The sequence below is a fragment of the Roseateles saccharophilus genome (assembly GCF_031458095.1).
GTDB classification, from domain to species: domain Bacteria; phylum Pseudomonadota; class Gammaproteobacteria; order Burkholderiales; family Burkholderiaceae_C; genus Pelomonas; species Pelomonas saccharophila_A.
This window is the reverse complement of sequence record NZ_JAVDXU010000001.1, coordinates 162,350-188,459: the sequence shown is the minus strand read 5'-3', so window position 1 is coordinate 188,459 and position 26,110 is coordinate 162,350. Positions and strand designations below refer to the sequence as shown.

Genomic DNA, 26,110 nt, shown 5'->3' with positions numbered 1-26,110 from the left:
CGCGGCCTTCAACAACCGCCTTGCCATGAACTACCTGATTGCTCTTGGAGCCGCCGCAGCCTTGGCGCTGCCTGGCGTTGGCGCCCAAGCCCAAGCCCCGGCAGCCGTTGATCGCGAGTGTCTGCTGAAGGGCTTTGTCGCCCATGGCACGGCGCGCGAGGCCTTGCAGCGCAATGTGTCGATGCAGCATTGGCGCGTCGAGCCCAACACATCGGAGTACCAGTACTCCTTTCTCGACGAGCTGTATCGGCGCAAGCAGGAGGGCTTGCGCGACTTCGATCTGTTCGGCGCGGAGAAATTCCTGGCCTGCCAGGGCGCGGCCACGACGGCGAAGCTGCCGGCGCCCGAGAGCCTGGTGGGCTGCTACGCCGAGCTCGACGTGGTCCTGCATGCGCGCCAGTACAAGGCGGGCGGCGGCGGTGTCGCCGGCACCAAGCGTTACGCGAGGAACTATCTCAAGGACCCCGCTCGCTACCCGCAGGAGATGCTGGACCGGATCATCCCCAAGGCTTTCGCGCTGGACGATCCCGAGCGCCTGGCGGACTATCGGGAACAGCTGATGGGCGCCTGCCTGTCGGCCAGATTGCGCTGAGCTTCAGCGCCGGTTCTCGTCGAACTGCTTGGCGCCCGGCACGGCCTGAAGCCAGGGCTCGCGGCGCTTGACCCAGAGTTCATAGCTCGGTACCAGCGGCGTCGGCGCCTGCGACAGGACGCCGAGCTTGATCTCGGCCTCCTCGTCGTCCAGCGAGAACAGCCGCGAGCCGCAGTGGGGGCAGAAGCGCTGGTCACGGAACTCGGCCGTGTCGCCCGAATGCTCGAACTGCCCGGCTGGCCAGACCGCGTAGAAAGTGAAGGCCGAGCCGCTTTCGCCACGGCAGTCCATGCAATGGCAGATGCCGACGCGCAGCGGCTCGCCTTGCGCCGCCAGCTTCACCCGGCCGCAAAGGCATTGGCCCGAATACGTCTTCATGGTCGTCAGGGCTTGAGGGAGAGCAGGGCGGCTGCCATGCGGGCGGCGGCACCCTGGTGGGCGCGGGCGAAGGCCTGCGCCTGGGACGCCATGGCCTGGCGCGAAGACGCATCGGCGCAAAGCGCCAGGCCTTGGCCGACGGCTTCAGGCAGATCCGCGCAGCGCCGCGCAGCGCCCGCGGCGATGGCCAGTTCCGCCGCTTCGGCAAAATTGAAGGTGTGCGGTCCGGCCAGCACCGGGCAGCCGCAGGCCGCAGCCTCGATGAGGTTCTGGCCGCCCAGGGGCTCGAAGCTGCCACCCAGCAGGGCGACGCTGGCCAGGCCGTAGTACAGCGGCATCTCGCGCATGGAGTCGCCCAGCCAGACGTCGGCGCGCAGCGCCTCGGCCGGCGGTTCGTCGGCCCAGCGGCTGCGGCGCGCCAGCGACAGGCCGGCGGCCTCGATGAGGCCGGCGATCTCGTCGAAGCGCTGGGGATGGCGCGGCACGATGGCCAGCAGCGGGCGAGGGGAGGATTGCTTGATCCACTCGTCCAGCAGCGCCTTTTCTTCGCCTTCGCGGCTGACGGCCAGCATCAGCACGGGCCGGCCCAGCTGCTGCGCCCAGGCCTGGCCGCGGGCGATCAGGGCCGGGTCCATGGCGATGTCGTACTTCAGGTTGCCCGCAACTTCGACGCGCGCCGTGCCCATGGCCCGGATGCGTTCGGCATCGGCCTCGGTCTGCGCCAGGGCGAGCGTCATGCGCTGCGCTGCCGGCCGCATCAGCGCGGCCAGGCGCTGGCCCTGGCGCAGACTCTTCGCGGACAGGCGCGCATTGGCCAGCACCATCGGCAGCCCGGCCTTGCGAGCTTCGCGCTGCAGCGTCGGCCAGACCTCGGTCTCCATCAGCACCCCCGTCCTGGGCTGCCAGTGGCGCAGGAAGCGGCGCACGGCGCCGGGGGTGTCATAGGGCAGCCAGGCCTGGGCGTCGCCCTCGCGCAGCAGAGGCTGGCCGGCGTCGCGGCCGGTGGCGGTGGAGTGCGTCAGCAGGAACTTGAGCGCCGGGTCTCGAGCGCGCAACGCGTCGATCAAGGCGCTGGCCGCGCGGGTCTCGCCCAGGGATACGGCATGGATCCACAGCCGGCCGGCTTCGGCTGCAGCGCCGTAGAAACCGAGCCGCTCTCCCATCGCAAAGCGATACAGCGCCTCCTTGGCACCGCGCCGCCACAGCCGCAGCAGATAAAAGGGCGTCAGCAGCCGCAGCGCGGTCGCGTACAGGGCCAGCGCGAGGCCCTCAGGCATCAACCACCCTTGCTTGCCAGCTCATGCGCGGCCTTCAGGCGGCGCATGACCGGCTCATTGAGCTGGCGGCTGACGGGATTCCATTGCCTGACCTGGCGGTCGATCTCGGTCTGCAGTCTGGCAGCCGTGGCGGCGTCGCCGGTGGCCAGGGCCCAGATCGAATACTCGGCATGGGCCTCAAAGCTGCCGTACTGGCGCACCGCCGCCTCGAAGTTCTCGCGCGCCTCGGCCGAACGCGAGGTGCCGGCATAGCAGCGTGCCAGCAGCAGCAGGACCTGGTCGGGTCGGTAGTCGGGGCGCTCGGCCTTGAGCGTCTGCAGATGCGGCAGGGCGGCATCGAAGCGCTGGGATTCGACGTAGGCGCGGACTGCACCGAAGCGCAGGTCGGGGTCGCTGGCGAAGGGGCCTTTCAGCGCGCCTTCATACAGCCGCGCGGCCTCGGGCGCCTCGCCGTTGTTCAGCAGGGCCTCGGCCAGGCGCATCTGGTTCTGGGCCGAGGGCGAGACGTCAAAGGCCGCGCGGGCCTCGCGCACATCGCGCCCCGGGTCCAGGGCCCGCGCTGCGGCCGACACGGCCTTGAAGGCACCGCGCTCCAGCCGCGAATTGGGCAGATAGACGGCGAAGAAATACACCGCGCTGCCCAGCAGGGGGAAGGCAAACAGGATGAAGAGCCAGTACAGCTGCTGGCCGCTGCGCACGACATGGACCGCGCAGAACAGCGCAATCAGGATGTGCAGGCCTCCGATCAATGGCATGACAGTTCTCCCTGTAGTGATGCATGGAAGGCGGCTCTGCGGCCGCCTTGGCCTCAATGCCCGGCCGCGAAGGTGGCGTCCGGCTTCACGCGCTTGAGCTGTTCCAGCACGTCGTGCTGGATGCGCTCCAGGGCCTCGGGCGTGTGGCCTTCGAAGCGCAGCACCAGGACGGGCGTCGTGTTGGACGGGCGGATCAGGCCAAAGCCGTCCGCATATTCGAAGCGCATGCCGTCGATGGTGATGATTTCCTGCACGCCCGGCAGATCACCCGGTGTCACCAGCTCCTTGAGCTTCTTGACGACCTCGTGGTGCTCGCCTTCGGCGCAGGGCACGTTGATCTCGGGCGTGTTGAAGCTGTTGGGCAGGGCCTTCAGCACGGCACTCGGGTCGGCGCTGCGCGACAGGATCTCCAGCATGCGGCCGGCCGTGTACATGGCGTCGTCGAAGCCATACCAGCGCTCGGCAAAGAAGATGTGGCCCGACAGCTCGCCGGCCAGCGGCGCGCCGGTTTCCTTCAGCTTGGCCTTGGCCAGGGAATGGCCCGTCATCCACATCAGCGGCTTGCCGCCATGCTCCTTGATCCACGGGGCCAGGCGCTGGGTGCACTTGACGTCAAAGATGATCTCGGCGCCCTTGTTGCGCTTCAGGATGTCGGCGGCCAGCAGCATGATCTGGCGGTCCGGCATGATCATCTCGCCGTCCTTGGTGACGATGCCCAGACGGTCGCCGTCGCCGTCGAAGGCCAGGCCCAGCTCGGCGTCGGTGGCGTGGACGATCTTCTTCAGGTCCTCGAGGTTCTCGGGACGCGAGGGATCGGGGTGGTGGTTGGGAAAGTCGCCGTCGACCTTGGAGAAGATGTCGACGACCTCGCAGCCCAGGGCACGCAGGATGGCCGGGGCCGAGGCGCCGGGGATGCCGTTGCCGCTGTCGACGACGATCTTCATCGGCCGGGCCAGCTTGCAGTCCTTGACGATGCGGGCCGAGTACTCGGCGCCCACGTCCATCTTGCCGACGCGGCCCTTGCCGCCGGCGTAGTCCTCGGCCTCGATGCGGCGGCGCAGGCCCTGGATCTGCTCGCCATAGACGGCGGCGCCCTTCAGGACCATCTTGAAGCCGTTGTAGTCCTTGGGGTTGTGGCTGCCCGTGACCATGATGCCGGAGTTGCAGCCATGCTTGATGCGCGTGGCGGCGACGTAATAGAGCATGGGCGTCGTCACGGCGCCGATGTCGACGACGTCCAGGCCCGTGCTGGCCAGGCCGCGGATCAGCGCGGCGACGAGGCCGGGGCCGGACAGGCGGCCGTCACGACCCACGGCGACGGCCTTCTCGCCCAGGGCCTTGGCCTCGGTGCCGAAGGCCCGGCCCAGGTGTTCGGCGAGCTGCTCGTCCAAGGTCTTGCCGACGACGCCGCGGATGTCATAGGCCTTGAAGATGGTTGCGTTGACCTGCATGAATGCCCTCGAAAACTGGGTTTGAAATCGCGGCGGATTGTAGGCAGGGAGTGCGGGTCGCCATCCGTCGCGCCGGCTGTCGATCCGTCGCCCATCCAGGGGGCAAGGCGGCACCCCTTCCTACACTCGCGCCCCATGACATTCAAAGAGGAACTCGCCCAGGCCCTGCGCCACCAGCGCATGCTGATGAAGCACCGGCCGGACCGCTGGCAATTCAGGCTGCTGATCTATCTGCTCTGGACCGTGGGCTTCGGCACGTTTTTCGCCGTTATCGCGGGTCTGCAGCGCGGCAATCTGGGCTCGCCGGCCTGGTGGCAGCAGCAGGTACCGGGCAATTTCCTGGTGAGCCTGTGCGTCATGGTGAGCTTCTTCGTCTGCTTCCGCGGCTTCGAGAAGCTGGCCCCGCAGCGCTGGCTGGACACCATCATGGGCTGGCGCGACTGGCGCTCCGGCATGTTCTTCACGGTCTCGTCCATCTTCTGCGCCCTGCTGGGCGTCATCGTCGGGCTGTGGTTCGTCGACCGCATCTGGTCGGGCCAGAACCTGACCCAGGCCCTGGGCAATCTGGGTTTCTGGCGCCAGTTCCTCGCCGTATCGGCCGTGATCTCCATCATCCTGGGCTGGCGCTACCGGGCGCGCTGGAAGCAGGAGGCCCTGCAGGCCCGTGTCACCGAGGCCCAGCTCAAATTGCTGCAGGGCCAGATCGAGCCGCATTTCCTGTTCAACACCCTGGCCAATGTGCAGAGCCTCATCGACTTCGACCCCGAGCGGGCCAAGCTGATGCTGGAGCGCTTCACCGACTATCTGCGCGCCAGCCTCGGCCAGTTGCGCGGAGAGTCGACGACGCTGGCCCAGGAGTTCGCGATGCTGCAGGCCTATCTGGAGCTGATGCAGTTGCGCATGGGCGAGCGGCTGAAGGTGGAGCTGTCGCTGCCGGCCGACCTTGGCGGCGTCGAAGTGCCGCCGCTGCTGGCCCAGCCCCTGGTCGAGAACGCCATCCACCATGGCCTGGAGCCCAAGATCGCTGGCGGCACGGTCGCCGTCAGCGCCCGGCGCGTCGATGGCCGGCTGTGGATCGAGGTCGCCGACGACGGCCAGGGATTGGACGGTCCCAAGCGCCGTGGCGGCAACGGCGTCGCCCTCGGCAACATCCGCGAGCGCCTGAAGGCCCGCTTCGGTCCCTCGGCCCACCTCGAACTGTTGCCCCGCGACGGCGGCGGTACCCTTGCCCGCATCCAGATCCCTTTACCCGCCAACGCTCCATGACGACAGCCCTGATCGCCGACGACGAACCCCATCTGGTCCAGTATCTGAAGGCCCAGCTCGCCCAGGCCTGGCCCGAGCTCGACGTCATCAAGACGGCCGCCAACGGCGTCGAAGCCGCCGAAGCCATCGCCGAGCTCGAGCCCGACCTGGCCTTCCTCGACATCCAGATGCCCGGACTGACCGGCCTGGAAGTGGCCCAGGGCATCGAGGGTTCGACCCGCGTCGTCTTCGTGACGGCCTATGACCAATACGCCATCGAGGCCTTCGAGGCGCGCGCGGTCGACTATCTGCTCAAGCCGCTGAAGGCCGAGCGCCTGGCTGCCTGTGTGGCCCGGCTGCGCGAGGCGCCTGCGGCGGACGAAGGCCGCCTGGCCGAGACGCTGAAACGCCTGCTGCCGGCCGCCGCCGCGCCGGCCCGGCTGCGCTATATCCGCGCCGCCCAGGGCGAATTGATGCACCAGATCCCCGTCGACGACGTGCTGTACTTCCACGCCGACGACAAATACACCGTCGTGCGGACGGCCACGGCCGAGCATCTGATCCGCACGCCCATCTTCGAGCTCAGCGGCCAGCTCGACCCCGACCGCTTCTGGCAGGTCCACCGCTCCACCATCATCAACCTCGACCACCTCGCCGGCACGCGCCGCGACGAGCAGAGCCGGCTTTTCGTGCGCATCCGCGGCCAGGCCCGGGAGCTCCCCGTCAGTCGCGCCTACGTCCATCTCTTCAAGGCCATGTGAGCGTGGGGCGCTGCGGCTAGAGTCGGGGCGTCACGCCATGCCCCGCCGATGCTGTCACGCCGTGCCTTCGCCCTGATCCCGGCGAGCCTGTTCTCCGCTCAGGCCCGCTCCGGTGGGACGGCGCTATGGGTCAGCGGCGAGGTGCCGCCATTCCTGCGCGATGGCAAAAATGGCGCGGAAGGCTACGCCTACGAAATCTTCCAAGCCGTCCTCAAGCAGGCCGGCCTCCAGGCCGAGTTGCGCTTCTATCCCTGGGCGCGAGCCCTGCGCATGCTGGAGGTCCAGCAGGCCCAGGCCGCCCTCGTCATCGCGCGGACGGCAGACCGTGAAGCCAGGTTCCGCTGGTTGTTTCCGGTGGGCAACTTCCGTTTCGTCCTCGTCACGCGGGCCGCTGACGACCGCCCCGTGCCAGCGGATGTCGCCGGCCTGCGCAAGCTGCGCGTCGGTTCCATGCGGGCCTCGGCGAGCCGGAGCATGCTCGCCGAAGCCGGCGCCTCCCATGTCGTCGAGGGCAAGGACTACAACGACCTGATCGCCTTGCTGCGCCGCGGCGTCGTCGATGCCATCATCGGGCCCGACTCCGTCATGCGCTCGCTGGACACGGCCGTGGGCGGCGGCGACCTCCGCATGACCCTCCTCAACCAGAATCGTGCGGTCTATGCCGCGGCCGCCGAGGCCATGCCGGAGGAAAACGTCGCGCGCCTGCGCACGGCCTACCAGCAGCTCGTCGACAGCGGTTTCGTCGCCCAATTGAGGAAACGCCACCCTGACGCTTTCTTTGACGATTAGGGGTGGCCACAGCGGCATGTCCGAAAACTGCCAGGATCTGACAGGAGCCCGGCCTAGACTGGCTGCATGTCCTCCGAACTCCTGCCTCCCGACGCCGCCTACGCCGTGCTCCAGGCGCATGACGTCCGCTTCGATGGCCGGCTCTATGTCGGCGTCACGTCGACAGGCATCTACTGCCGCCCCGTCTGCCGCGTCCGGCTGCCCAGGCGCGAGAACTGCCGCTTCTTCACGACGGCGGCCCAGGCCGAGGCCGAGCGCTTTCGCCCCTGCATGAAATGCCGGCCCGAACTGGCGCCGCGGGCTCTGCCGTGGACGACGATGGACGCTTCGCGCACTCTGGCCCACCAGGCCGCCGCGTGGCTGGATACCTGCGACGACGCCGAAGCGAGCGTCGAGGATCTGGCCGGGCACCTCGGCATCACGAGCCGCCATCTGCGCCGCATCTTCCAGGCCGAGCATGGCGTCTCGCCCCTGCAATACCTGCAGACGCGCCGCCTCCTGCTCGCCAAGGCCTTGCTGACCGACAGCACCCTGCCCGTCAGCGAGATCGCGTACGCGGCCGGCTTTGCCAGCCTGCGCCGCTTCAACGCCGCCTTTGTCGAGCACTACCGCCTGCAGCCGACGGCCTTGCGCCGCGAGGGCGGGGGCACGGCAACGGTGTCGCGATTGCGGCTGAGCTATCGCCAGCCCTATGACGTCGCCGGCGTCCTCGCCTTCCTGGCGCCGCGGGCCGTTGCCGGCGTCGAGGTCGTGGGGGAGGGCGGCGTGACGCGCTCCCTGGCCCTGACGCATGCCGGCGAGTGCCATGCCGGCTGGCTGCGCGTCAGCTTCGACAAGCCCGGCGAGATCGGCGTCGAGCTGTCGCCCACGCTGTGGCCGGCCGTCGGTTCCCTGCTGCCCTTGCTGCGGCGCTGGCTGGACCTGGATGCCGACCCCGAAACCATCGCAACGGCCCTGGGCGCGGACGGCGTGCCGGGCCAGCGCCTGCCCGGCTGCCTGGACCGTTTCGAGTTGACGGTCCGGGCCGTTCTCGGCCAGCAAGTCACGGTCGCTGCCGCGCGCACGCTGGCGGGCCGTTTTGTCGAGCGCTTCGGCGAGGTATTGCCCGACGCTCCCGAAGGCTGCCAGCGCCTCTTCCCGACGCCCGAGCGCATCGCGAGCGCGACGCGCGACGACATCGCGTCCCTGGGCATCATCGGCCGCCGTGCCGACAGCCTCATCGCCTTGGCCCAGGCCTGGCCGACCCTGGCCTTTGCCCGCCGCGAGGGCACGCCCGAGGCCGCGGCCGAGGAATTGACGACCATCCCCGGCATCGGCCCCTGGACGGCCAGCTATATGTTGATGCGCGGCTGGAGCTGGCCCGATGTGTTCCCGCCCGGTGACGTGGCCCTGCGCAAGGCCCTCAGCGGCGACGGACCTCCTGTTTCACCCAAGGCCTACTCGCAAGCTGCGGAGCGCTACCGCCCCTTCCGCAGCTATGCCGTCCTGCATCTCTGGAGACACGCATGAACACCCAGCATCACATCCTGCAGCGCCGCATCGCGACGCCTCTCGGCCCGCTGACGGCCGCCCGCAGTGCCACCGGTCTGTCCGGCCTGTGGTTCGACGGCCAGAAACATCATCCGGGGGCGCTGGATGTGCCCGAAGATGATGGCCGCGACCCCGTCCTGTCGGCCACCGAGGCGGCATTGAAGGCCTATTTCGCCGGCCGTGACTTCACGCTGCCGCCGCTGGACCCGGCCGGCACGGCCTTCCAGCGCGAGGTCTGGCAGGCCCTGCTGGCCATCGCGCCGGGCGCTTCCGACACCTATGGCCATCTGGCCGGACGCCTGGGTCGAGCCCAGGCGGCGCGGGCCCTGGGGGCGGCCGTCGGCCGCAATCCCATCTCCATCCTGATTCCCTGCCATCGCGTCGTCGGCGCCGATGGCTCACTCACCGGCTATGCCGGCGGGCTGGAACGCAAGAAGGCCTTGTTGAGCCTGGAAGGTTGTGCTGCATGAAGGCTTTCGATATGGGCGAGCTCGTCCTGCTCGCGGCCCTGTGGGGCGCGTCCTTTCTCTTCATGCGTCTGGGGGCCTATGAATTCGGCCCCATTGCCCTGGCGGCCGTGCGCGTCGGCCTGGCCAGCGCCATGCTGATCCCTTTGCTGGCCTCGCGCGGCCAGTTGGCCGAACTGCGCAAGCACTGGAAGGGCCTGCTCGTCGTCGGCGCCCTGAACAGCGCCATCCCGTTTGCGCTGTTCTCCTTCGCGGCCCTGTCCATCACGGCCGGGCTGTCCAGCATCGTCAATGCGACGACGCCGCTGTGGACGGCCGTCGTCGCCTTCGTCTGGCTGCGCCAGGGCCTGACGCCGTGGCGGGTGCTGGGCCTCGTCATCGGCTTTGCCGGTGTCGCCTTCCTGGCCTGGGACAAGGCCAGCTTCAAGCCCGGGGCGGATCACAGCGGCCTGTGGGCCGTGCTGGCCTGCGCGGCGGCGACCTTCTGCTATGGCGTGGCGGCCAATGCGACCAAGCGCTATCTGACGGGCGCTTCGCCGCTGGCCGTTGCGACCGGCAGCCAGTTCGCGGCGGCCCTGCTACTGGCCCTGCCGGCGGCCTGGTTGTGGCCGGCGGCCATGCCGAGCGGTGGTGCCTGGGGCGCCGCCCTCGCCCTGGCTGGCCTGTGCACGGCCCTGGCCTACATCCTCTATTTCCGGCTGATGAGTCGGGTCGGGCCGACGAATGCGGTCTCGGTGACCTTTCTGATCCCGCTCTTCGCCATCCTGTGGGGAGCGATCTTTTTGCAGGAGGCCATCACGGCCCAGATGGTGGCGGGCGGCGCCATCGTGCTGGTGGGCATTGCGTTGGCCCTGGGCCTGGTGGGGCCTAAGCCGCGCTGAGTCGCGCCCGCACCGCCGCCACCAGCGGGCCAATCGCCGATGGCGGAAACGGCGACACGCTGCTGACGTTGATTTCGCAGAGCACGTGGCTGCCCGCTTGCTCGCCGAACATGAAGTCGCAGTCCCACAGCATGGGCAGCTGGTCTCGGTCGAGGCCGACGCGCTCGCGCAACAGGTCTATCCATCCGGACTCAAGCTGCTGACGCAGCACCTGGAACTGCGACAGATCCGCCGGGTGATAGAGCCGTGGGCTGGTGGCCGGAGGCGGTTCACCGTCCTTCGCGGGATGGAGGGCATTGATCGCCTGGTGCCCGAAGCCCGCAACGCGATCCCCGACGAGATAGGCCCTCACCATGCCGTCGACGAGGCGCGGCTGCCAGGCCTGGTCGACCATGTGGCCGCCGTTCTCCGGCTCGAAGTAGGGCGCCAGCCGCTGTTGCAGTTCCTGCAGGCTGAGCAGTTCCTCCTCGCTGCCGCGTTGCGCGTGGCGCACCTTCAGCAGCGCTGGACCGCTCGCCTCGACACGCCAGACGCCGTTGCCGCTTTGCCCGCGGTGCTGCTTGAGCACGCGCGGGCCGCGCTGCAGCCGCTGCGGCAGTTCGCCGGCCAACCGCGCCCAGCTGTCGACGCGGACGGCGTCGCTGCCGAAAGGCAGGTCGCGGACGTCGACGAGCACGTCCTTGGTGCCGAGCTTGAGAATGGTGTCGGGGTGCGCACTGACGTAGACGCCGGCTTGGGCCACCTCGCGCAGCAGCGCATCGAGCCGGTCGCGACGGCGGCCGGCCTCGATGGGATTGCACCAGACCAGCACACCGTCGACCCGCCTCAGCTGGGCGGCCACTTCGTCGGCGAAATCGTCGTTGTAGACGGCCGGCTCGGCAGACACGCCCGCGGCGTTGAAGGCGTCGAAGAGGGCGGCGAAGCGACTCTCCGCCGGGTCGCTGCGGTCACGTGCGGCGCGGTCGCCCGGGTAGAGCAAGGCAATGGTGGGCGGGCTTGTCATGACGCTCACCCAAGCTGCTTGTCCATGACCGCGCGGCCGGCAGCCGCCCAGCCGTCGATGCCGCCGCTCAGGAAGCGCGCGTCGCGCCCGGCGGCCCGCAAGCGCATCGCCGTGGAGCGGCCGATCTCGTGGCCGTACACGCAGTAGACGACGACCGGCCTGTCGGCAGGCAACTCGGCGGCCCAGGTGGCGACCTCGGCCGGATCGCGCCACCGGGCTCCCGGGATCATGGACGTGGCTTGGGCGAAGACGCCCTGGCGCCTGACGTCGAGCACCAGCGCGCCTTGCAGCGCCTCGGCTTGCACCGCCAGCGGGTCGCTCGCGGCATACACCGCCAGCTGGTAGCGCTCGTAGACCTGGCCCCAGTTGATGTTGGCCATGAAGGCGTCGACGTAGGCACCGGCCGCCGCGCCGTGGTCGAGGTGGTAGGCGTGCTCGTACATGTCCAGCGCGAGGATGGGCACGCCTCCGGCGACGGCATGCGTATGGTCGGCCGCCCACTGGTTCATCAGCGTGCCTTCGCGCGGCTGGAAGACCAGCAGCATCCAGCCCGAGCCACCGCCCAGGGCCTTGGCGCAGGCGACGAATTCCTCCCGCCAGCGCGCGAAGCTGCCGAAGTTGGCGTCCAGGGCCAGCTGCATGGCCGGCGCCATCGTGACACCGTCGCCCCCCAGGCCTGCGAAATACAGCTCGTGCAGCAGCACGGAATTGGTCGCGATCAGCTCTTCGCGCTTGAGGCCGTTGAGCTGGAATCCCGGGGTCTGGCCGAACGGCATCCCGGCCAATTGCGCGCGGATGGCATTCAGGCGCTTGGCGGCGCCGGCGTAGTTGTTCTGGTGGTGGCTGACGATCAGCTTCTCGGACAGGCCGCGCAGGCCCGTCGGGTCGAAGGGCAGGGGAAGGGTTTGCAGGTCCATGCAAGCTCCAGGAGTCAGGGGTGGGCAAGCGGGTACAGCAGCAGTCCCGCGAGGGCGGCAACGGCCACGACGACAGGCTCGGGCAGCTTCTTGAAGCGCCACAGCACCGCGACCGTGACAAGCGCCAGCGCAGCGGTGGCGAGGTCGGTGATGGAGCGCTGGCCGATGACGATGACGGCGCCGCTGATCGCGCCGATGGCCGCCGCCGTCACCCCGTCGACAAAGGCCACGATGCCGGGCCGCTTGCCGTGCTTCTTGAAATAGGGCGCCGGCAGGATGGTGAACAGATAGCAGGGAATGAAGGTGGCGGCCGCGGCGACGACCGCGCCCCAGAAGCCTGACACCAGGAAGCCGATGAAGCCCGTCGTGATGACCACGGGCCCCGGCGTGATCATCGCGACGGCCACGGCATCGACGAACTGCCTGTCATTCAGCCAGTGGTAGTCCTGCACCACGCCGCCATACAGGAAGGGCACGATGGCCAGGCCGCTGCCGAAGACGAAGCTGCCGGCGTAGGCGAAGTAGGCACCGATCTGGCCGAGCTTGTGCCAGTCCAGGGGGTCCATGGCGAAGAAGGCCAGCAGCGGTGCAGCAAAATCGTTGACCTGGCCGCGAGAGAGCCACCTGGGCGGCGCGCGCAGCAGCCAGACCAGGGCGCCGGCGCCGAGGAAGACCCAGATGACCTCGGACCTGGTGATGACGGTCACGCCGGCGCTGACCGCGAAGATGGCCCACAGCAGCCTGTCCTTGCCGATGTTCTTGGTCGTGAGCTTGTAGGCGCTCATCGCGATGATGCCGATGACCGCTGCACCGACGCCGTAGAACACGGCCTGCATCCAGGCGATGCCACCGAAGGCCGTGTAGGCCGCACCGATGGCGACGACCATCAGGAACGAAGGCAGCACGAAGGCGATGCCCACCAGCGTTCCACCGACAACGCGGTAATGCACATAGCCCAGATAGATGGCGAGCTGGGCTGCCAGCGGCCCCGGCATCAACTGCGCCAGGGCCATGCCCTCCTTGTAGTCGCTCTCGGAAATCCAGACCCGCTTCTCGACCAGGTCGCGGTACATATAGCCCACCAGCGCCACCGGGCCGCCGAAGCCCCAGGTGCCCAGGGCCAGCATGTAGCGAACCAGCTGCCAGAGGGTGTAGCCGGGCGTGGCGGTGGCGTTGGAAGAGGTCTCGATCATCGGGTCCTGCTCTTGTCGTGTGTGGAGGCCGTGTCGCGCTGGAAGTGGGCGTACAGCGAGTCCAGCACCGCGCTCATCTCGGCCAGCAGCGCGTCGTCGTCGTTGAGGCGCTCGCGGGCGCCGGACATGACGGCCTCGAAACCGCGGGCCTCGGGCACCGGATCGCCACCGACGTCCAACGCATGGACGATGGCTGCCAGGCGCACGAGCGCGGCATCGCCCTCCAGGCCGAAGCTGGCCATCAGCGTCTCGAAGGTCACGCGATTGCCGACATGGGTGAAGGCGGCGCCGTCGAAGTCGAAGCCCAGCACGTCGGCAGGGCAATCCGAGGGCTGCGCCAGCCACAGGAAGCGGGCCTGGCCATCGATGAAGCGGCGGATCAGCCAGGCGCTGGCGACACGGTCCACCCAAAGCCGTCGACGCGTGGCCCAGCTGCGGCCCTGGTAGTCGGCGATGCGCAGGCTGGGGATGCGGCCCGCGGTCTCCTGCGGCTCGTCGGCCGACAGCAGACCCTCGATGCGCCTGCCGAAGTCGGTCCAGGCCGCCTCGGCCTCCACGGCGGCCTCGCCGGGGAAGAAGTCGATGGCGCGCAGCGCGTCGAACTCGCGCTGCAGCTTGCGTTGCAGCCGGATCAATTCCGCGGGCGCCAGGTCGGCGAGGCCGGCGTTGGCGGCCTTCCAGGCCTGGCGCTGTTCGGCGTAGTCGGCATGGCGGTCGAAGAGATGACGGAAGGCGGCTGCGTCGTCCACTGAGCGGGGCTGCACGGCCATCAGCCAGGCGCTGCCGCCTTCGCGCAGGCAATCGTCGGCCAGGGCCTGCAGAGCATGCGCGCGTTCGGGGGCGCCGGGCAGCAGGTAGGCGCCATCGCGCAGGGCCGCGCAGCCCAGCGCCTTCAGGCCCCGCCAGACGCGCATGCGGGCGGTGGCGCCGGAGCTGGGCAGGGAGACCACCAGCAGCAGCCAGGATTCCTCGAATGAATTCATGTATCGAAGACTACAGGTGTGTAGTGATAAATACAAATTTGTGGTCTGAGCGATGCCTTTCCTTGGCCAGCGCCGCCGTGGTAGCGTTCGCCCCTCAAGAATTGGTAGCGCTACCGTCGCGTATCAGGAGACTGCATGAGGCCCTCGTTCCCCCTGCGCCGCTGGGTCGGCGTCCTTGGCCTGCTGGCCGCACAGATGCTGGGCGGCGCCGCCTCGGCCCAGCCTTCCGGCGGCCCCTATGGCCCGGTGCCGCAGCGCTATGCGGTGCCCAAGGCGGCCCATGTCTATTTCGTCGCACCCGATGGCAGGGCCGAGGCTGTGGGCGCATCGATCACAGCGCCGACGACCATCGAGGCGGCCATTGCCCGCGTGGTGACGGGTGACGCCATCGTCATGCGCGGCGGCACCTACCGGACCGGCGGCCTGCAGCTCAATCAGGGCATCACCATCCAGCCCTATCTGGATGAGGTGCCGGTGCTGAAGGGCACCAAGGTGGCGGCCGACTGGCAAAACCTGGGCAGCAACGTCTGGCGCACCAAGTGGGCGACGCTGTTCCCAGCTCAGCCCATGGGCTGGTGGCAGCGTGAGCGCGAAGGCATGAAGACGCCGCTCTACCGCTTCAACAACGACATGGTCTTCATCGATGGCGAGGCCCTGCAGTCGGCCGGCTGGGAGGGCGAGGTCTCGGCCCGCGCCTTCTACGTCGACTACGACAAGGGCTTTGTCTACATTGGATCCGATCCGGCCGGCCGCCTCGTCGAGATCACGGCCCATGACATCGCCTTGCACCGGCCCTCGCGCGAGGTTCATGGCAAGGCCCCGGATCGCAAGGGCCCGACGCTGCGCGGCCTGACCTTCACGCAATACGCCTACCGCGCCATCGACATCGAGGGCAAGAAGCCGGCCACCAAGGTGTCCGAGGAGCCGACCGACGACCCGGTCGGCCCGTCGCCCGAAAGCCAGCATGGCAAGGAAGTCGTCGGCACGCTGCTGGAGAACGTCACCATCAGTCATTGCTCGCGCGTGGCCGGCTATTTCCGCGGCGACAAGCTCGTCATCCGAAACTCGCTGATCAGCGACACCAGCACGGAGGGCATCTACGTCATCGGCTCATCCGACGTGCTGCTGGAGCGCAACCTGATCCGCCGCAACAACGTCGAGAAGCTGACCGGCTACTACCCGGCGGCGGTGAAGATCTTCAACCAGTCCCACCGTGTCACGGTGCGCGACAACCTCATCGTCGAGCAGCCCAATTCCAACGGCGTCTGGTACGACGTCGGCAATGTCGACGGCGTGTTCATCAACAACTACGTGGAGGGCACCCAGGCCGGGCTGTTCTTCGAGATCTCCAAGGGCATCACGGTGGCCGGCAATGTCTTCGTCAACAACCAGCAAGGCGTTCGCGTGCTGAACAGCGCCGGGGCCAAGGTCGTCCACAACACCTTCGTCAACTCGCCGGTGCTGATCGACCGCAACGAGCGCAGCGCCCAGGGCGACCACTTCGGCTGGCATCCGCAGACCGGGCCCGATGTGAACGAGCGCGTCGGCCATGTCTTCGAGGGCAATCTGCTGGTAGCCGATGCCGGCGTCAAGGGACCACTGCTGCGCGTCGAGCAGGCGCCCGTCACCTGCGGCAAGGTCACCGAGGCCATGGTCAGTCGGGCCGACGGCAATGTCTATCTGCGTGCCGGCAGCGGCCAGCCGCTGGTCAGCTGGGCACCGGTCGCGGGTACAGCCTGCCAGACGACGTTCGCCAACCTCGACGCCCTGCGCCAGGCCTTGCCCGGTGCTGAGGCCAAGGGCCGGGCGCTGCTGGGTCACGAAGGCGCCGTGTTCAGCAGCCCCGAGCTGCGCCGCTTCGAGCTGGCGCGCGTGCCAGAAGGCGTGCAGCCCCTGCCGGTGGCTGCCGACGTGCGCAAATTGCTGGGCTGGGAGGCGACCCATCTGCCGGGTGCGCTGCCCGCGGTCCGCTGACCCGGGGCCGGCCATGGACTTCAAGCGCATTGCCCATGTCTGCCTGCATGTGAGCGACCTGCAGCGCTCGCTGGCCTATTACGCCAAGCTCGGCTTCACCGAAGTCTTCCACTTCACCCGCAAGGGCAGGGACTTTGGCCGCTATCTGCGTGTCGCGGACCAGTGCTATCTCGAAATCTTCGAGGAGGCGGGGCGCGGCCCCGTGGTCAACAACGGCATCGCCCACTTCTGCCTGGAGACCGACGACCTGGAGGGCCTGATGGCCCATCTCGATGCCCAGGGTGTGGCCTACACGCCCGCCAAGCTGGGTGGCGACTTCACCTGGCAGATCTGGCTGCAGGATCCGGACGGCAACAAGTTCGAGGTCCACCGCTATACCGATCAGAGCATGCAACTGCTCGGCGGCACGATGGAAGCCGACTGGTGATCGGCCGCCCCTGGTTGTCCAGGGGGCTTACTTGGGCTTGGATTCCGCCGCCGAGCCGTCCAGCCGGATCACGCGCCGCGAACGGCCTTCGGTGTCGTCCAGGGACTCGCTGACGAGGCGGTTGTGCTGCTCCCAGTCCTCGGCGCTGCGGATGATGCTGGGCTTGATGAGGACGACGAGCTCGCGCTTGCGGCCGTTGTTGGCGCGGTTGCCGAACAGCATGGACGTCAGCGGGTTGCTGTCGGCGCCAGGCACGCCGGAACCGCGGCGCGTGGCCTCCATCTGCATCAGGCCGCCGATGGCGACGATATGGCCGTCGGGGATGCGCACGACGGTGTCGCTCTCGTTGACGCTGGCGCTGGCCAGGGGCAGGCGGAAGTTGCCGACCGAGCCGAGGTCGACCTGCTTGATCTTCTCGGTCACGTTGGAGACCGAGGGGTGGATGTGCAGGGTGATCATGTCGGCCGCGTCGATCTGCGGCGTGACGTCCAGGGCGATGCCGCTGAAGAAGGGCGTCAGCGTCAGCGTCGGGATCTGGTTGGTCGTGCTGCTGTTGCCGGTGTTGCCGGTGTTGGTGCCGCTGTTGCTGCCGCTGATGCCGGTGATGAAGTAGTCGTCGGTGCCGACCTTGAGGACGGCCTTCTGGTTGTTCAGCGTCGCGATGCGCGGGCTGGACAGGATCTGTGTGTCGCCATGGCTCTCGACGAAGGCCAGCAGCGCCTGGAAGCCGCCGCGCGCCAGCGCCAGGCCCAGGGTGCCGCCGCCAGCCGAGGGCAGGGGGATGAGGTCGGGCCAGGACGGGGTCTGGGTGCCCGAGGACAGCACGGGCAGGCCGCGCGTGTTGCTGACCAGCGGGTTGACGATGCTGCTGACGCCGCTCGGGATGGAGGGGTTGACGCTGGTCTGGCCGATGGCGCCACGGTCGCCGATGCGTGACCAGTCGATGCCGCTCTGGTAGCCCTCGCGCAGTTCGACCTCGACGATCTTGGCCTCCAGCATGACCTGGCGCTCGACCGAGATGCGCGTCGCCTTCAGCCAGGCTTCGACATGGCGCAGCTCGTCGGGCATGGCGCGCACGGCCACCGTGCCGGTCTGCGGGCTGATGATGACGGTGCGGCCCTCGCCATTGCCCACCAGGGCCTTCAGGGCCGTCGTCGTCTCGCCCCAGAAGTCGTTGGCGACCTTGGTGCTGAGCTGGCTGCTTTCCTGCTGCAGCACGGTATTGCTGCTGCCGCCGTTGCCGCCGGCGTTGCCCGCGGCAGGCGGGCTGCCGTTGTTGTTGGCCTGGTTGTTGGAGCTGCCGGCCGGTGCGGCGCCCGAGCTGACGCGCACTTCGCTGCGGCCGCTGCGCTGCAGGGCCAGGGCGTTGATGGTGAAGACGCGGGTCTGCAGCGTCGGCGGGAAGACGGTGATGCGGCGGCCGTCGATGGAGTAGTCGAAACCGTAGACGTCGCGGATGGCGTCCAGCGATTCGCGCACCGTGACGCCCTTGAGGGTGACCGAGAGCTGGCCCGACACGCTGGGGTGCACGATCATGCTGTAGCGTGTGTCGCTGACCAGGGACAGGAAGACATCGCGGGCCGGCGCGCCGTTGACGATGAGGTCAAAGCGCGGCTCGGGTGGCAGGGCCGGGGCCACGGGCACGGGTGTGGCGACGACGGCCGGTGCAGGCGCGGCCGAGGCGGCCGAAGCCGGCGGGGCGGCGCGCTGAGCCTGCAGTTCCTCGCGCAGCGCCTGGCTGGGCTGGGCCACGCGCAAAGGCTTGTCGGCACAACCTGACAGTCCGGCTGCGAGCAGCGCGGCGGCGACGCCGGCCAGCAGCGGTCGTTGGACGGGGGCCTTCATGGCTTCTCCTTGGATTTCTTGATGCCCGATGCAGCCGCTGGGGCCTCTTGGGGCTGGCGTTTTTCGACGCCGGCGTACAGCGGCTCGCGCCTGAGCTGGCCGGCCTCGCGCAGCCAGACGGCCTGTTCGGTGATGCGCTCGATGCGGGCGCCCTCGAGCTGCTCGCCGACGCCGTAACGGCGGCCGCGCTGCACGACATAGGCTCGCCCACCCGCGAAGACGACTTGGCGGATAGCGTTGTCGGTGACGGCCTCGACGCCGGAGGCTGCCGATGCGGCCGAAGCCGCGGCCATGGCGCTGCGCAGCGCCGGCGGCCAGGCTGTCGGGTCGCGGCCGGGCTCGTCGGCGGCCTGGGCGGTGGCGCACAGCAGGAGGATGAATGCCGCTCTCATGGCTGCACCTTCAATAGATAGACCTGGACGATCAGGCGCGGCGCCTCGCTGGAGGAGCTGCCGCTGATCAGGCGCATCTCGCCCCAGCGCAGGGTCGGCAGCTCGCGTTCCAGGGCCTGCAGATAGCGCTGGGTGTCGCGGTAGCTGCCCTGCAGCTGCAGTTGCACGCCCTGCCAGCTCATACCGGGCATGCTGCCGGGAGGGGTGTAACTGGGGGCGGCCGCCGATGCAGCGGAGGAAGACAGGCTGACGGGGCTGTCGTCCAGCAGCGTCAGCCTTTCCAGCACCAGGCCGGGCTGCTGGGCCAGCACGCGCTGCAGCAGCTGGGACAGGCCCTCGGCGGGGCTGACGGCGCTGACTCGGCGCAGCTCGTCCTCGAGCCGGCGGCGCTCGTTGCGCGCCGCCTCGAGCTGGAGCTGCAATTGCGCGGCCGGCGTGGCGGCGCTGCTGCCACTGGCGCTGATGAACTGCTCGCGCAGCTTGCTGATCTCGGTGGCTTGCTGGACCTGGGCGTCGCTGCGCAGCTTGGCGCGGGCGGCCAGGGGCGACAGCACCAGGCTGTCGAACAGCAGCACCAGCACGGCGACGACGCACAGGAAGAGGAAAGCGCGTTCGCGCAGGCTGAGGGCGTCGATGCGCTTGGCCTGGCGCTCCCAGCGCGCCAACAGCGGCGCGAAGCGGCGGCGCAGCAGGGCGAGGTCGATGGGAGTCTGAGCCTTCATCGCGCGACTCCGGGAGCGGCGGAGGCCGCCTGGGCCGGGGCGCTGACGACGCGGAAGGCCCAGACCGGCAGGCCGCTGGCCATCAGCGGGCTGCCGCGCGACAGCAGGGGGTCGCCGCCGGCCTGGGTGCCGGGCGCGCCCAGGCGCTCGACGCGCAGGGCCGACAGCTCCTGGCCAGCCAGCAGCGGATGGGAGGCCAGGCGGGCCAGCCAGGGGCGCAGCACGGCCGTGTCCAGCGTGCCGCCGACGAGTTCGACGCGGCCCGGCGTGTAGCGCAGCTCGGTGAGCCAGGCCGATTCGGGCAGGGTGGTGGCCAGCAGGGCCAGCAGGTCGGAGTGATGCTGGCCGGCCGTGTCGACGCCCAGCACCTTCAGCAGCGCGCGCAGGTCGGCGTTGCCGGCCGTCAGCGGCAGCAACTGCTGCTGTACCGTGGCGGCGTCCAGTGGGGCAGGCAGGCCGGCCTGGGCGACCGCCAGTTGTTGGCGCTCGGTGGTGTACTGAGCCAGCAGGGCCTGATGCTGGGCCTCGGCGCTGCGATCCCGCTGTTGCAGCCACAAGGCCGCGGCCAGGCCCGCGACGAGCAGCAGGCCGGTGGCCTGTACCAGCGTCAGCGCCGAGAAATAGCGCTTGGGTGCCAGCAGTATGGGCGTGAGCAGGTTGATTTGCTGGGCCATCGGCGTCTACAGCTTTCGGGTCTCGGTGCGCAGGGCTGCGCCCAGCAGCGGCAGGCAGGCGCCCAGGGCCAGGGCCGGGTCGCCCTCGGGGGGCGGCGCATCAGGCGCGAAGGCGGCCAGCGCATTCAGGGCCACGGTGCGCTGGCCGAGCTCGCGCTGGATCAGCGTCGCGACCTCGGCCCCATGCTCGGCCGTGACGACATACAGGCGCGCCAGCGGCAGCTCGGGCCAGCTGCGCTCCCAGACGTCGATGGAGCGCTGCAGTTCGACGACCAGGGGCGACTCCTGGGCGTTGCTGGCGTCGAAGGCGCCGCCGGGCTGGTATTCGAAGCCCAGTGGCAGCTCGGCTACGCCCGCCTCCCCCTGCTCGCCGCGCGCGCGCGCCAGCAGGGCCGGATCGCCTTCGAGGCGGCGGGTGTAGAAGAGCTCATCGCCGGCGCAGACGACGAGCAGGCAATGGCGCTCGTCGATGAGGACGGCGGCGCAGGCGCGCGCGGCCAGGTCGTCGACGCGGGCCTGGGCCGCCAGCAGATTGCGCAGGGCCGTCTCCCAGACGTCGACGATGGTGATGTTGTCGCTGATGGCGGCGGTACCGTCGGTCAACGCCTTGATGGCGCTGTTGCGGGCGGCGACGACGAAGAGCTGGCGCTGTGCCCGCTCGACGTCGCCACCGACGTGCATGACGTCCAGCGTCAGCTCGCCGACATCGACGTCGACCATCTCCTTGATCTGCCAGCGCGCCGCGGCCTTCAGCTCCTCCGGCGGCACATTGGGCGTGTCGACCTTGAGGATCTGGTAGTCGGCGGGGTCCAGCAGCGCGATGGCGTCGCCCGCGGTGACGGGTTTTGCCTCGGCCAGCAGGCCCCAGCGCAGCAGCCGTGCCGGCTCATCACCCGGCGCGCCATCGGTCAGCACGAAGGCATGCTGGTCGCCAACGCGGCGCAGCAGCAGGCGCTGGCCGCTGCTGCGATGGGACCAGGGCCAACGCATCAATAGTTCTCCCGCTGATAGACGATGCCATTGCTGCCGCGATAAAGACCCCAGGTCGCGCGGGCGCTGGGGTCGTTGGTGCCGCCGCACCAGGCGCCGCGCAGGCCGACCAAGTTGGCACCGGTCGTGGCGGCCTTCGTGCGCCAGCCGCTGGGCATGCAGGATGCGTCTGCCGGGCTGGCGCCAGGGCTTAGCGCGATGGCGACGTCCATGCTGCCCACATGGCCGCTGCCGGGCTTGTTGAAGGTGATGAAGGTATTGCCCGCTGGGTTGACGGTGACCGTGTTCGGATTCATGACGGCGTCTCCCGCCGTGACGGCGTCGGCCGCCGCGAGCGTCTTGCGGAAGTTGCCGAAGCTGAGGTTGGCGGCGGTCACGCGGGTGCAGGAATCCAAATCGTTGGTCTTGAAGGTGTTGCTGCTGCTGTCCCAGTACTGCGCGGTCAGCGGCAGGCTCAGCGTCCTATCGGCGCCGCTCATGCCATTTTGTAGGCGCAGCCGACCATAGCGCAGGGGGATTTGCCCGACGTTTGCAGTTTCGTCGCCGGCGATCGCCGGGTCGGTGTTCAGATTGGGGGTGGTGAGGGTCACGCCATCGGTGTCGACGGGAGCGATGCCGAATTGCGCCGTGGCGAAGGGGCCGTCGGGGTTGGCGATGCGGGCGACCCGCGCCGTCAGCGAGGCGTCGGCCTGCCCGGCGGCCCAACTGCCCGTCGGCGTCGATACCGACAGCCTGTCGGTCGTCTTGAAGGTCGTGGCTGCGGCCACGCCGGCGAGCCTGAACTTGGCCGGGTCCGTCAGGTCCAGCTTGGCGAAGCTGCCGCTGTAGTTCTGGGTTGGCACGTTGGCGGCATTGACGGCCGTCAGCTTGAACTCGAGCTTGAAGTCCTCGTCGAGATAGGTGAACACCGAGGCCGGGTTGCAGGCCGGTGCCATGGCACTGCGGTTCGTGACGGGTTTGGCGGCGACGGTGAAGCCGGCGGGGATGAAGCGGCCGATGGTCCCTGTCTGGGTGCCGGTGATGGCACCGGTGCCGGCGCCCAGGTAGTCGGCACTGGCCAGCGAAGGCGTGAGCCTGATGATGCCAACCTCGCTGTAGCTGAGGTTGGCGACGTCGGCGAAGCCCGTGGTGAACTTGTCGCCGGTGACGGTGGCGTTGTCGACGCTGCCGGCGATGCCGCCCGGCGAGGGCGCCGTCAGCAGCGGCTTCAGCAGCACGCCTTCGGGCGTGTCTTCGTTGCCGAAGTTCGGCGCCGCCGCGCCGCTGGACGTGGTGGCGGTGATGCGTGCACGGAAGGGGCTGCCCGCCGCCACGAAGGCCAGGCCATTGGCGTCGCTGGCCGCAGGATTGGGCGCATAGGGGCTGGCGGGCTTGGTGATGTTGCTGACCGTGAAGCCGAAGGGCTTGGTGACGAAGGCAAGGCTCTTGCCGCTGATGCTGTCGCTGCCGCTGCTGCCCACAGTGACGCTGTGGTTGAAGTACAGCAGGGTCTTGCCGACGTCGGCGAAGCTCAGCTTGAAGGGCGCGTTGCCATTGCTGTCGAACTCCATGGACACGGCCGTGTAGCCCAGCGTGGCGTTCTTGTTGTTGCGCTGGATGAGGGTGCTGGCCTTTGGCGCCGGCGTGCTCGGCGCGGTTGCCGGCGAAAAGCTCGCGACCGTCATCAGGTTGCTGGCGCTGCAGCTGGCGGGGTCATGGCACTCATAACCCCAGTTGACGGTCTTGGTGCCGGTCAGTGCGGCTTCGCAGGCTTGGGTGCTGCTGCTCTTCCTGACGGCTCGCAGGTAGTAGAAGTTGCCGCTCTGCGTGCCCGCCGTGTGCGTGGGCAGCGCCACCTCCGTGCCGCCGGCGCTGTCGGAGACGATGAAGGCGGCATTCTTGAAGTTGGTCGTGCAGCTGTTGGCGGCCGTGCAGTTGACACCGTCCGGGCAGCAGCGCCGCGGGTTGGACGCCGCCGTCGATTCGGCGTCCAGGGTGACGGTGACATTGCTGCCGTCGGTGCCGCCCGGCCAGCTCAGCGTGGCTGTTGCGACGCCATTGACGAAATTGACCGTGCTGGGGCTGAGGGCGCCGGCCGAGGTGGTCAGCGCCGCGGTGCCGTTGATGGAGGTCTCGACGCTGCAGGAACTGGCATTCGTGGAGCAGGCCTTGACGGTGATGGTGCTCTGCTGGCAGGTCAGGCTGGTGGTCGGCACCGACAGCTCGTAGTGATCCAGCGGCGGCAGGCAGACGCGCGCGACCGTCGCCATGTCGGCCGTCAGCTCCAGCGCGCTGATCTCGTAGTTGTAGACCCGCAGCTCGTCGATGAGGCCGTTGGCCGAGCGCAGCGTTGCGTTGGTGGGCGCGGTGCTGCTGCGGTTGTCGCCGACAAAGAGGGTGGCGATGCTGTTGTCCAGCGTGCCCGAGGTCGTCGTCGTCGTGGCCGCCACCTGGAGGCCGTCGATGTAGATGCGCAGGATGCTCTGGTTGCTGCCGGCAGCCAGGCGCCAGGTGAAGGCGATGTGCTTCCAGGTGCTGGCGGTGACCGATTGCGCCGGCGTGGCCACCGAGACGACGAGGCCGTTGCTGTCGGTGACGGTGGCGCGCAGTGAGCCGTCGCTCTGGCGCACCAGGAAGAACGGCCGGCTCGTCGTCGAGGTGGCGTCCAGCAGCATGGCCGCCGAGTTGTTCCAGGCCGTGGCGGCCTGATACCAGAGGGTCACGGCACCCTTGTCGCCAACGCCGGAGTTGACATCGAGCAGGGTGTCGACGGCATGACTGGCGCTCGTCGTGTCGAGGGGGATGCTGAGCGAACGGCAGATGCGGGCCGTGGCCGAGGTCGTCGCATTGCCGATGCGCACCCCGTTGTTGCTGTTGCCACTGCTATCCGCCACTTCGCCGACACGGCCGCTGTAGTTCCATTCGTCGAAGCGGTATTCGGCGCGGCGCGTCGGCGTGCCGCTGGGTACGAACCAGCGGATGGCGCTGCCGTTGGCGTTGTAGCCGCTGTTGTAGGAGTACTGGGTGTAGTCCGTGCTGCTGACCTGCACGCCGATGGTGGCGTTGGAGCCGCTCGCATTCGCGTTGCCGTACTGGAACTTGAACTCACCGTTGACACCGGCGGCGCTCTCGTAAAGGATGATCTGGAAGGTGTAGGGCGTGCTGGTGTTGTACTGGTAGACGCCGTTCCAGGACACGACGACATAGCGGTTGGGGGCGGTGCCCTTCTGCTCCCAGGTCACGCCGCCGCTGCCGTTCTGGCTGGGGTTGAGGTCGGTCCAGTAGGCCAGAATGACGTTGGTCGTGGCTGCCGCCGTACAGCCGCTTTGCGCGCCGGCGGTGCCTGCCGGCAGGGCAGTGTTGCTGTAGGTGCGGTAGAAGCCGGTGTCGCTGCCGAACTGCAGGCCGCCATTGGCCAGCACGCGCACCGAGGTGTAGTCGGTGCCGGCGAACCTGAATTTGAAGCCGCCGCTGAAGGTCAGGATGGCCTTGTCGTCGTCGCCGGGATAGCTCGTGCAGGCGCGGTCCCAGCTGACGGCCGTCGCCGCCGTTTCCCAGGCAAAGCTGTCGCTGCGGAAGGTGTAGCTGGACGCCGCCTGGGCCAGGCCGCCCACCAGCGCGAGCAGCAGCACGAAGATGACACGCCAGGTCTTCATTTGGACAGGCTCCGGCTCAGCTGGCGTTCCGCGTAGGCCGGCTCGGTGGTGGCGCCGTTCGGGCAGGCGCCGCCGGCGGCGGGGATGTTGCAGGCCGTCGCGACCAGCGTGTAGAAGGCCAGCTGGGTGTCGCCGTCGTTGACGACACCCGCCCCGGGTGTGCGCGTGCAGGTCACGGTGACGGTGAAGTCCGACAGCTGGTCGGGCAGCACGAAGCTCTTGGTGGCAAAGCAGGCCGGCTGGGCGGTGGCGTTGCGCAAGACCTGGTAGCTGCCCCAGTCCAGCCCGGCCAGGGCCGCCTGGTAGGCCTTGGACGCGGCCAGTTCGCCGGCCGAGCCGAGTTGCTGGCGCTGGCTCAGCGAGGCCAGGGCCACACCCATGGCGGCCAGGGCCACCAGGATGAAGAGCATGGACATCATCGTGAAGCCGCGCTGGGTCATGGCATGTTGTCCACGTGGACGGCGTGATAGAGGGTCACCGTCTCGTTGTTGCGGCTCAGCGAGATCTGCAGCGTGACCAGGCCATAACGGGCGGCCACCGCGCCGGCATTGAAGCTGAAGCTGCAGGCGGACACGTCCTTGGCCAGCACGGCGCTGCTGCCGCCGACGGGCGGGTCGGGTTGCACGGCCTTGAAGCCGTAGCCGGTGTAGCGCGTCAGCGTCTTGGCCGTGAGGTCGCAGCGGTAGCTGACCGGCGGCTCGATGGCGTAGACGCGGTAGGGCGGCGCCAGCAGCGAAGTGGGCAGGGCGGCACCGATGATGTCCACGCTGGCCGCGTTGCCGGCTCCGCTGCTGGAGGTGCGCACATTGTTGAGGGTGTAGGCATCGGCGTCCGGGATGCCGGCGCCGAGGTTGTACCAGGCCAGCTGCTGGGCGGCGTGGCTGAGATTGAGGGCAGGCCCGACGATGGCGAAGCTGCCGTCGACGACACCGAACCGCAGGGTGTCGCCGCTCTCGACGGCGTAGCGGGCGGCGCCGCTGACCGGGATGAGTTCCACGCTCATGCCGCTGGCGGACACGCGGGCACTGTTGGGCAGGGCCTGGCTGAGGTCGCGCGCCAGGCGGCGCAGGGCGGTGTCGGCCTGGTCGCCCAGTTGGGCGCGGTCGCTGCTGGCGAAATAGGCCGTCGTGGCCGGCACGATGAAGATGGCGACGATGGCGATGACGATGCCGGCGATGGCAATCACCATCACCGACTCGATCAGCGTGAAACCGCGCTCTGCTCTCATG

General features: G+C 68.9%; 25 protein-coding genes. 9 read left to right on the top strand and 16 right to left on the bottom strand.

Going from position 1 to position 26,110, the window contains the following annotated elements; genetic code table 11:
• The first annotated feature begins 25 nt into the window (after positions 1-25).
• On the top strand, positions 26-592 hold the full coding sequence (locus J2X20_RS00765) for a hypothetical protein (RefSeq protein ID WP_310259409.1): 567 nt from the start codon (positions 26-28) through the stop codon (positions 590-592).
• Positions 593-595: 3 nt separating this feature from the next.
• Here J2X20_RS00765 and J2X20_RS00760 read toward each other — a convergent pair whose 3' ends face one another.
• The 4 genes from J2X20_RS00760 to J2X20_RS00745 are packed head-to-tail and all read right to left on the bottom strand — an operon-like array spanning position 596 to position 4,453.
• Entirely contained in the window at positions 596-970 is a 375-nt protein-coding gene (locus J2X20_RS00760) for a GFA family protein (RefSeq protein WP_310259406.1), read from the bottom strand.
• Between the two features lie 5 nt (positions 971-975).
• Positions 976-2,247: a 3-deoxy-D-manno-octulosonic acid transferase gene (locus J2X20_RS00755; protein ID WP_310259403.1), complete on the bottom strand. Its 1,272-nt coding sequence runs from the start codon at positions 2,245-2,247 to the stop codon at positions 976-978.
• Positions 2,247-3,002: a tetratricopeptide repeat protein gene (locus tag J2X20_RS00750; RefSeq protein ID WP_310259401.1), complete on the bottom strand. Its 756-nt coding sequence runs from the start codon at positions 3,000-3,002 to the stop codon at positions 2,247-2,249. The genes J2X20_RS00755 and J2X20_RS00750 overlap by 1 nt, the downstream gene beginning before the upstream one ends.
• Positions 3,003-3,055: 53 nt before the next feature.
• A complete protein-coding gene (locus J2X20_RS00745; RefSeq protein ID WP_310259399.1) occupies positions 3,056-4,453 on the bottom strand; it encodes a phosphomannomutase/phosphoglucomutase in 1,398 nt (465 codons plus the stop codon).
• A gap of 135 nt (positions 4,454-4,588) precedes the next feature.
• On the opposite strand from J2X20_RS00745, the gene J2X20_RS00740 reads away from it, so the two are divergent.
• The 6 genes from J2X20_RS00740 to J2X20_RS00715 all read left to right on the top strand — a co-directional run bounded on the left by J2X20_RS00740 (position 4,589) and on the right by J2X20_RS00715 (position 10,126).
• On the top strand, positions 4,589-5,719 hold the full coding sequence (locus J2X20_RS00740) for a sensor histidine kinase (RefSeq protein ID WP_310259397.1): 1,131 nt from the start codon (positions 4,589-4,591) through the stop codon (positions 5,717-5,719).
• Positions 5,716-6,459 carry a LytR/AlgR family response regulator transcription factor gene (locus tag J2X20_RS00735; RefSeq protein ID WP_310259395.1) on the top strand — a complete coding sequence of 248 codons (744 nt, stop codon included), beginning with the start codon at positions 5,716-5,718 and terminating at the stop codon, positions 6,457-6,459. Before J2X20_RS00740 ends, J2X20_RS00735 begins: the two co-directional genes overlap by 4 nt.
• Positions 6,460-6,507: 48 nt before the next feature.
• Positions 6,508-7,248, top strand: a complete 741-nt coding sequence (locus J2X20_RS00730) for a substrate-binding periplasmic protein (RefSeq protein ID WP_310259393.1) — start codon at positions 6,508-6,510, stop codon at positions 7,246-7,248.
• 66 nt (positions 7,249-7,314) lie between these two features.
• Positions 7,315-8,757 carry an Ada metal-binding domain-containing protein gene (locus J2X20_RS00725; protein ID WP_310259392.1) on the top strand — a complete coding sequence of 481 codons (1,443 nt, stop codon included), beginning with the start codon at positions 7,315-7,317 and terminating at the stop codon, positions 8,755-8,757.
• Positions 8,754-9,248 (top strand): methylated-DNA--[protein]-cysteine S-methyltransferase, encoded by a 495-nt coding sequence (locus J2X20_RS00720; RefSeq protein ID WP_310259389.1) that lies wholly within the window; start codon positions 8,754-8,756, stop codon positions 9,246-9,248. Before J2X20_RS00725 ends, J2X20_RS00720 begins: the two co-directional genes overlap by 4 nt.
• Complete coding sequence (locus tag J2X20_RS00715; protein WP_310259385.1) at positions 9,245-10,126, top strand: DMT family transporter; 882 nt, start codon at positions 9,245-9,247, stop codon at positions 10,124-10,126. The genes J2X20_RS00720 and J2X20_RS00715 overlap by 4 nt, the downstream gene beginning before the upstream one ends.
• Here J2X20_RS00715 and J2X20_RS00710 read toward each other — a convergent pair.
• The 4 genes from J2X20_RS00710 to J2X20_RS00695 are packed head-to-tail and all read right to left on the bottom strand — an operon-like array spanning position 10,113 to position 14,222.
• The gene (locus J2X20_RS00710) at positions 10,113-11,129 is read right to left on the bottom strand and encodes a Cj0069 family protein (protein WP_310259381.1); all 1,017 of its coding nucleotides are present in this window, start codon (positions 11,127-11,129) and stop codon (positions 10,113-10,115) included. The two genes, J2X20_RS00715 and J2X20_RS00710, sit on opposite strands and share 14 nt — an antisense overlap.
• Positions 11,130-11,134: 5 nt before the next feature.
• Positions 11,135-12,046 (bottom strand): Fe-Mn family superoxide dismutase, encoded by a 912-nt coding sequence (locus J2X20_RS00705; RefSeq protein WP_310259379.1) that lies wholly within the window; start codon positions 12,044-12,046, stop codon positions 11,135-11,137.
• 14 nt (positions 12,047-12,060) lie between these two features.
• A complete protein-coding gene (locus J2X20_RS00700) occupies positions 12,061-13,239 on the bottom strand; it encodes a chromate transporter (RefSeq protein ID WP_310259376.1) in 1,179 nt (392 codons plus the stop codon).
• Positions 13,236-14,222, bottom strand: a complete 987-nt coding sequence (locus J2X20_RS00695) for a chromate resistance protein ChrB domain-containing protein (RefSeq protein WP_310259373.1) — start codon at positions 14,220-14,222, stop codon at positions 13,236-13,238. Before J2X20_RS00695 ends, J2X20_RS00700 begins: the two co-directional genes overlap by 4 nt.
• A gap of 135 nt (positions 14,223-14,357) precedes the next feature.
• Between J2X20_RS00695 and J2X20_RS00690 the strand changes: the two genes are divergently transcribed.
• Together J2X20_RS00690 and J2X20_RS00685 are read left to right on the top strand one after the other, a co-directional pair.
• A complete protein-coding gene (locus J2X20_RS00690) occupies positions 14,358-16,196 on the top strand; it encodes a right-handed parallel beta-helix repeat-containing protein (RefSeq protein WP_310259370.1) in 1,839 nt (612 codons plus the stop codon).
• Between the two features lie 13 nt (positions 16,197-16,209).
• On the top strand, positions 16,210-16,623 hold the full coding sequence (locus J2X20_RS00685) for a VOC family protein (RefSeq protein WP_310259367.1): 414 nt from the start codon (positions 16,210-16,212) through the stop codon (positions 16,621-16,623).
• 27 nt (positions 16,624-16,650) lie between these two features.
• On the opposite strand, the gene J2X20_RS00680 is transcribed toward J2X20_RS00685, so the two are convergent.
• The 8 genes from J2X20_RS00680 to J2X20_RS00645 are packed head-to-tail and all read right to left on the bottom strand — an operon-like array spanning position 16,651 to position 26,109.
• A complete protein-coding gene (locus tag J2X20_RS00680) occupies positions 16,651-18,468 on the bottom strand; it encodes a secretin N-terminal domain-containing protein (RefSeq protein WP_310259364.1) in 1,818 nt (605 codons plus the stop codon).
• Positions 18,465-18,860, bottom strand: a complete 396-nt coding sequence (locus tag J2X20_RS00675; RefSeq protein ID WP_310259361.1) for a hypothetical protein — start codon at positions 18,858-18,860, stop codon at positions 18,465-18,467. The genes J2X20_RS00680 and J2X20_RS00675 overlap by 4 nt, the downstream gene beginning before the upstream one ends.
• The gene (locus J2X20_RS00670; protein WP_310259358.1) at positions 18,857-19,582 is read right to left on the bottom strand and encodes a hypothetical protein; all 726 of its coding nucleotides are present in this window, start codon (positions 19,580-19,582) and stop codon (positions 18,857-18,859) included. Before J2X20_RS00670 ends, J2X20_RS00675 begins: the two co-directional genes overlap by 4 nt.
• On the bottom strand, positions 19,579-20,256 hold the full coding sequence (locus J2X20_RS00665) for a PilN domain-containing protein (RefSeq protein WP_310259355.1): 678 nt from the start codon (positions 20,254-20,256) through the stop codon (positions 19,579-19,581). Before J2X20_RS00665 ends, J2X20_RS00670 begins: the two co-directional genes overlap by 4 nt.
• Positions 20,257-20,262: 6 nt before the next feature.
• Positions 20,263-21,246 (bottom strand): hypothetical protein, encoded by a 984-nt coding sequence (locus J2X20_RS00660; RefSeq protein WP_310259352.1) that lies wholly within the window; start codon positions 21,244-21,246, stop codon positions 20,263-20,265.
• Positions 21,246-24,881 (bottom strand): DUF6701 domain-containing protein, encoded by a 3,636-nt coding sequence (locus J2X20_RS00655; RefSeq protein ID WP_310259349.1) that lies wholly within the window; start codon positions 24,879-24,881, stop codon positions 21,246-21,248. The genes J2X20_RS00660 and J2X20_RS00655 overlap by 1 nt, the downstream gene beginning before the upstream one ends.
• Entirely contained in the window at positions 24,878-25,321 is a 444-nt protein-coding gene (locus J2X20_RS00650) for an agglutinin biogenesis protein MshP (RefSeq protein WP_310259347.1), read from the bottom strand. Before J2X20_RS00650 ends, J2X20_RS00655 begins: the two co-directional genes overlap by 4 nt.
• Positions 25,318-26,109, bottom strand: coding sequence for a prepilin-type N-terminal cleavage/methylation domain-containing protein (locus J2X20_RS00645; protein ID WP_310259344.1), 792 nt, complete (start codon positions 26,107-26,109; stop codon positions 25,318-25,320). Before J2X20_RS00645 ends, J2X20_RS00650 begins: the two co-directional genes overlap by 4 nt.
• Position 26,110 lies beyond the last annotated feature (1 nt).

Coding starts and splice junctions, on each gene's coding strand:
- J2X20_RS00690 (WP_310259370.1), top strand. CDS start 14,358: ATGAGGCCCTCGTTCCCCCTGCGCCGCTGGGTCGGCGTCCTTGGCCTG.
- J2X20_RS00715 (WP_310259385.1), top strand. CDS start 9,245: ATGAAGGCTTTCGATATGGGCGAGCTCGTCCTGCTCGCGGCCCTGTGG.
- J2X20_RS00650 (WP_310259347.1), bottom strand. CDS start 25,321: ATGACCCAGCGCGGCTTCACGATGATGTCCATGCTCTTCATCCTGGTG.
- J2X20_RS00735 (WP_310259395.1), top strand. CDS start 5,716: ATGACGACAGCCCTGATCGCCGACGACGAACCCCATCTGGTCCAGTAT.
- J2X20_RS00755 (WP_310259403.1), bottom strand. CDS start 2,247: ATGCCTGAGGGCCTCGCGCTGGCCCTGTACGCGACCGCGCTGCGGCTG.
- J2X20_RS00750 (WP_310259401.1), bottom strand. CDS start 3,002: ATGCCATTGATCGGAGGCCTGCACATCCTGATTGCGCTGTTCTGCGCG.
- J2X20_RS00680 (WP_310259364.1), bottom strand. CDS start 18,468: ATGAAGGCCCCCGTCCAACGACCGCTGCTGGCCGGCGTCGCCGCCGCG.
- J2X20_RS00660 (WP_310259352.1), bottom strand. CDS start 21,246: ATGCGTTGGCCCTGGTCCCATCGCAGCAGCGGCCAGCGCCTGCTGCTG.
- J2X20_RS00675 (WP_310259361.1), bottom strand. CDS start 18,860: ATGAGAGCGGCATTCATCCTCCTGCTGTGCGCCACCGCCCAGGCCGCC.
- J2X20_RS00740 (WP_310259397.1), top strand. CDS start 4,589: ATGACATTCAAAGAGGAACTCGCCCAGGCCCTGCGCCACCAGCGCATG.
- J2X20_RS00665 (WP_310259355.1), bottom strand. CDS start 20,256: ATGGCCCAGCAAATCAACCTGCTCACGCCCATACTGCTGGCACCCAAG.
- J2X20_RS00695 (WP_310259373.1), bottom strand. CDS start 14,222: ATGAATTCATTCGAGGAATCCTGGCTGCTGCTGGTGGTCTCCCTGCCC.
- J2X20_RS00685 (WP_310259367.1), top strand. CDS start 16,210: ATGGACTTCAAGCGCATTGCCCATGTCTGCCTGCATGTGAGCGACCTG.
- J2X20_RS00645 (WP_310259344.1), bottom strand. CDS start 26,109: ATGAGAGCAGAGCGCGGTTTCACGCTGATCGAGTCGGTGATGGTGATT.
- J2X20_RS00730 (WP_310259393.1), top strand. CDS start 6,508: ATGCTGTCACGCCGTGCCTTCGCCCTGATCCCGGCGAGCCTGTTCTCC.
- J2X20_RS00705 (WP_310259379.1), bottom strand. CDS start 12,046: ATGGACCTGCAAACCCTTCCCCTGCCCTTCGACCCGACGGGCCTGCGC.
- J2X20_RS00760 (WP_310259406.1), bottom strand. CDS start 970: ATGAAGACGTATTCGGGCCAATGCCTTTGCGGCCGGGTGAAGCTGGCG.
- J2X20_RS00720 (WP_310259389.1), top strand. CDS start 8,754: ATGAACACCCAGCATCACATCCTGCAGCGCCGCATCGCGACGCCTCTC.
- J2X20_RS00670 (WP_310259358.1), bottom strand. CDS start 19,582: ATGAAGGCTCAGACTCCCATCGACCTCGCCCTGCTGCGCCGCCGCTTC.
- J2X20_RS00710 (WP_310259381.1), bottom strand. CDS start 11,129: ATGACAAGCCCGCCCACCATTGCCTTGCTCTACCCGGGCGACCGCGCC.
- J2X20_RS00725 (WP_310259392.1), top strand. CDS start 7,315: ATGTCCTCCGAACTCCTGCCTCCCGACGCCGCCTACGCCGTGCTCCAG.
- J2X20_RS00765 (WP_310259409.1), top strand. CDS start 26: ATGAACTACCTGATTGCTCTTGGAGCCGCCGCAGCCTTGGCGCTGCCT.
- J2X20_RS00655 (WP_310259349.1), bottom strand. CDS start 24,881: ATGAAGACCTGGCGTGTCATCTTCGTGCTGCTGCTCGCGCTGGTGGGC.
- J2X20_RS00700 (WP_310259376.1), bottom strand. CDS start 13,239: ATGATCGAGACCTCTTCCAACGCCACCGCCACGCCCGGCTACACCCTC.
- J2X20_RS00745 (WP_310259399.1), bottom strand. CDS start 4,453: ATGCAGGTCAACGCAACCATCTTCAAGGCCTATGACATCCGCGGCGTC.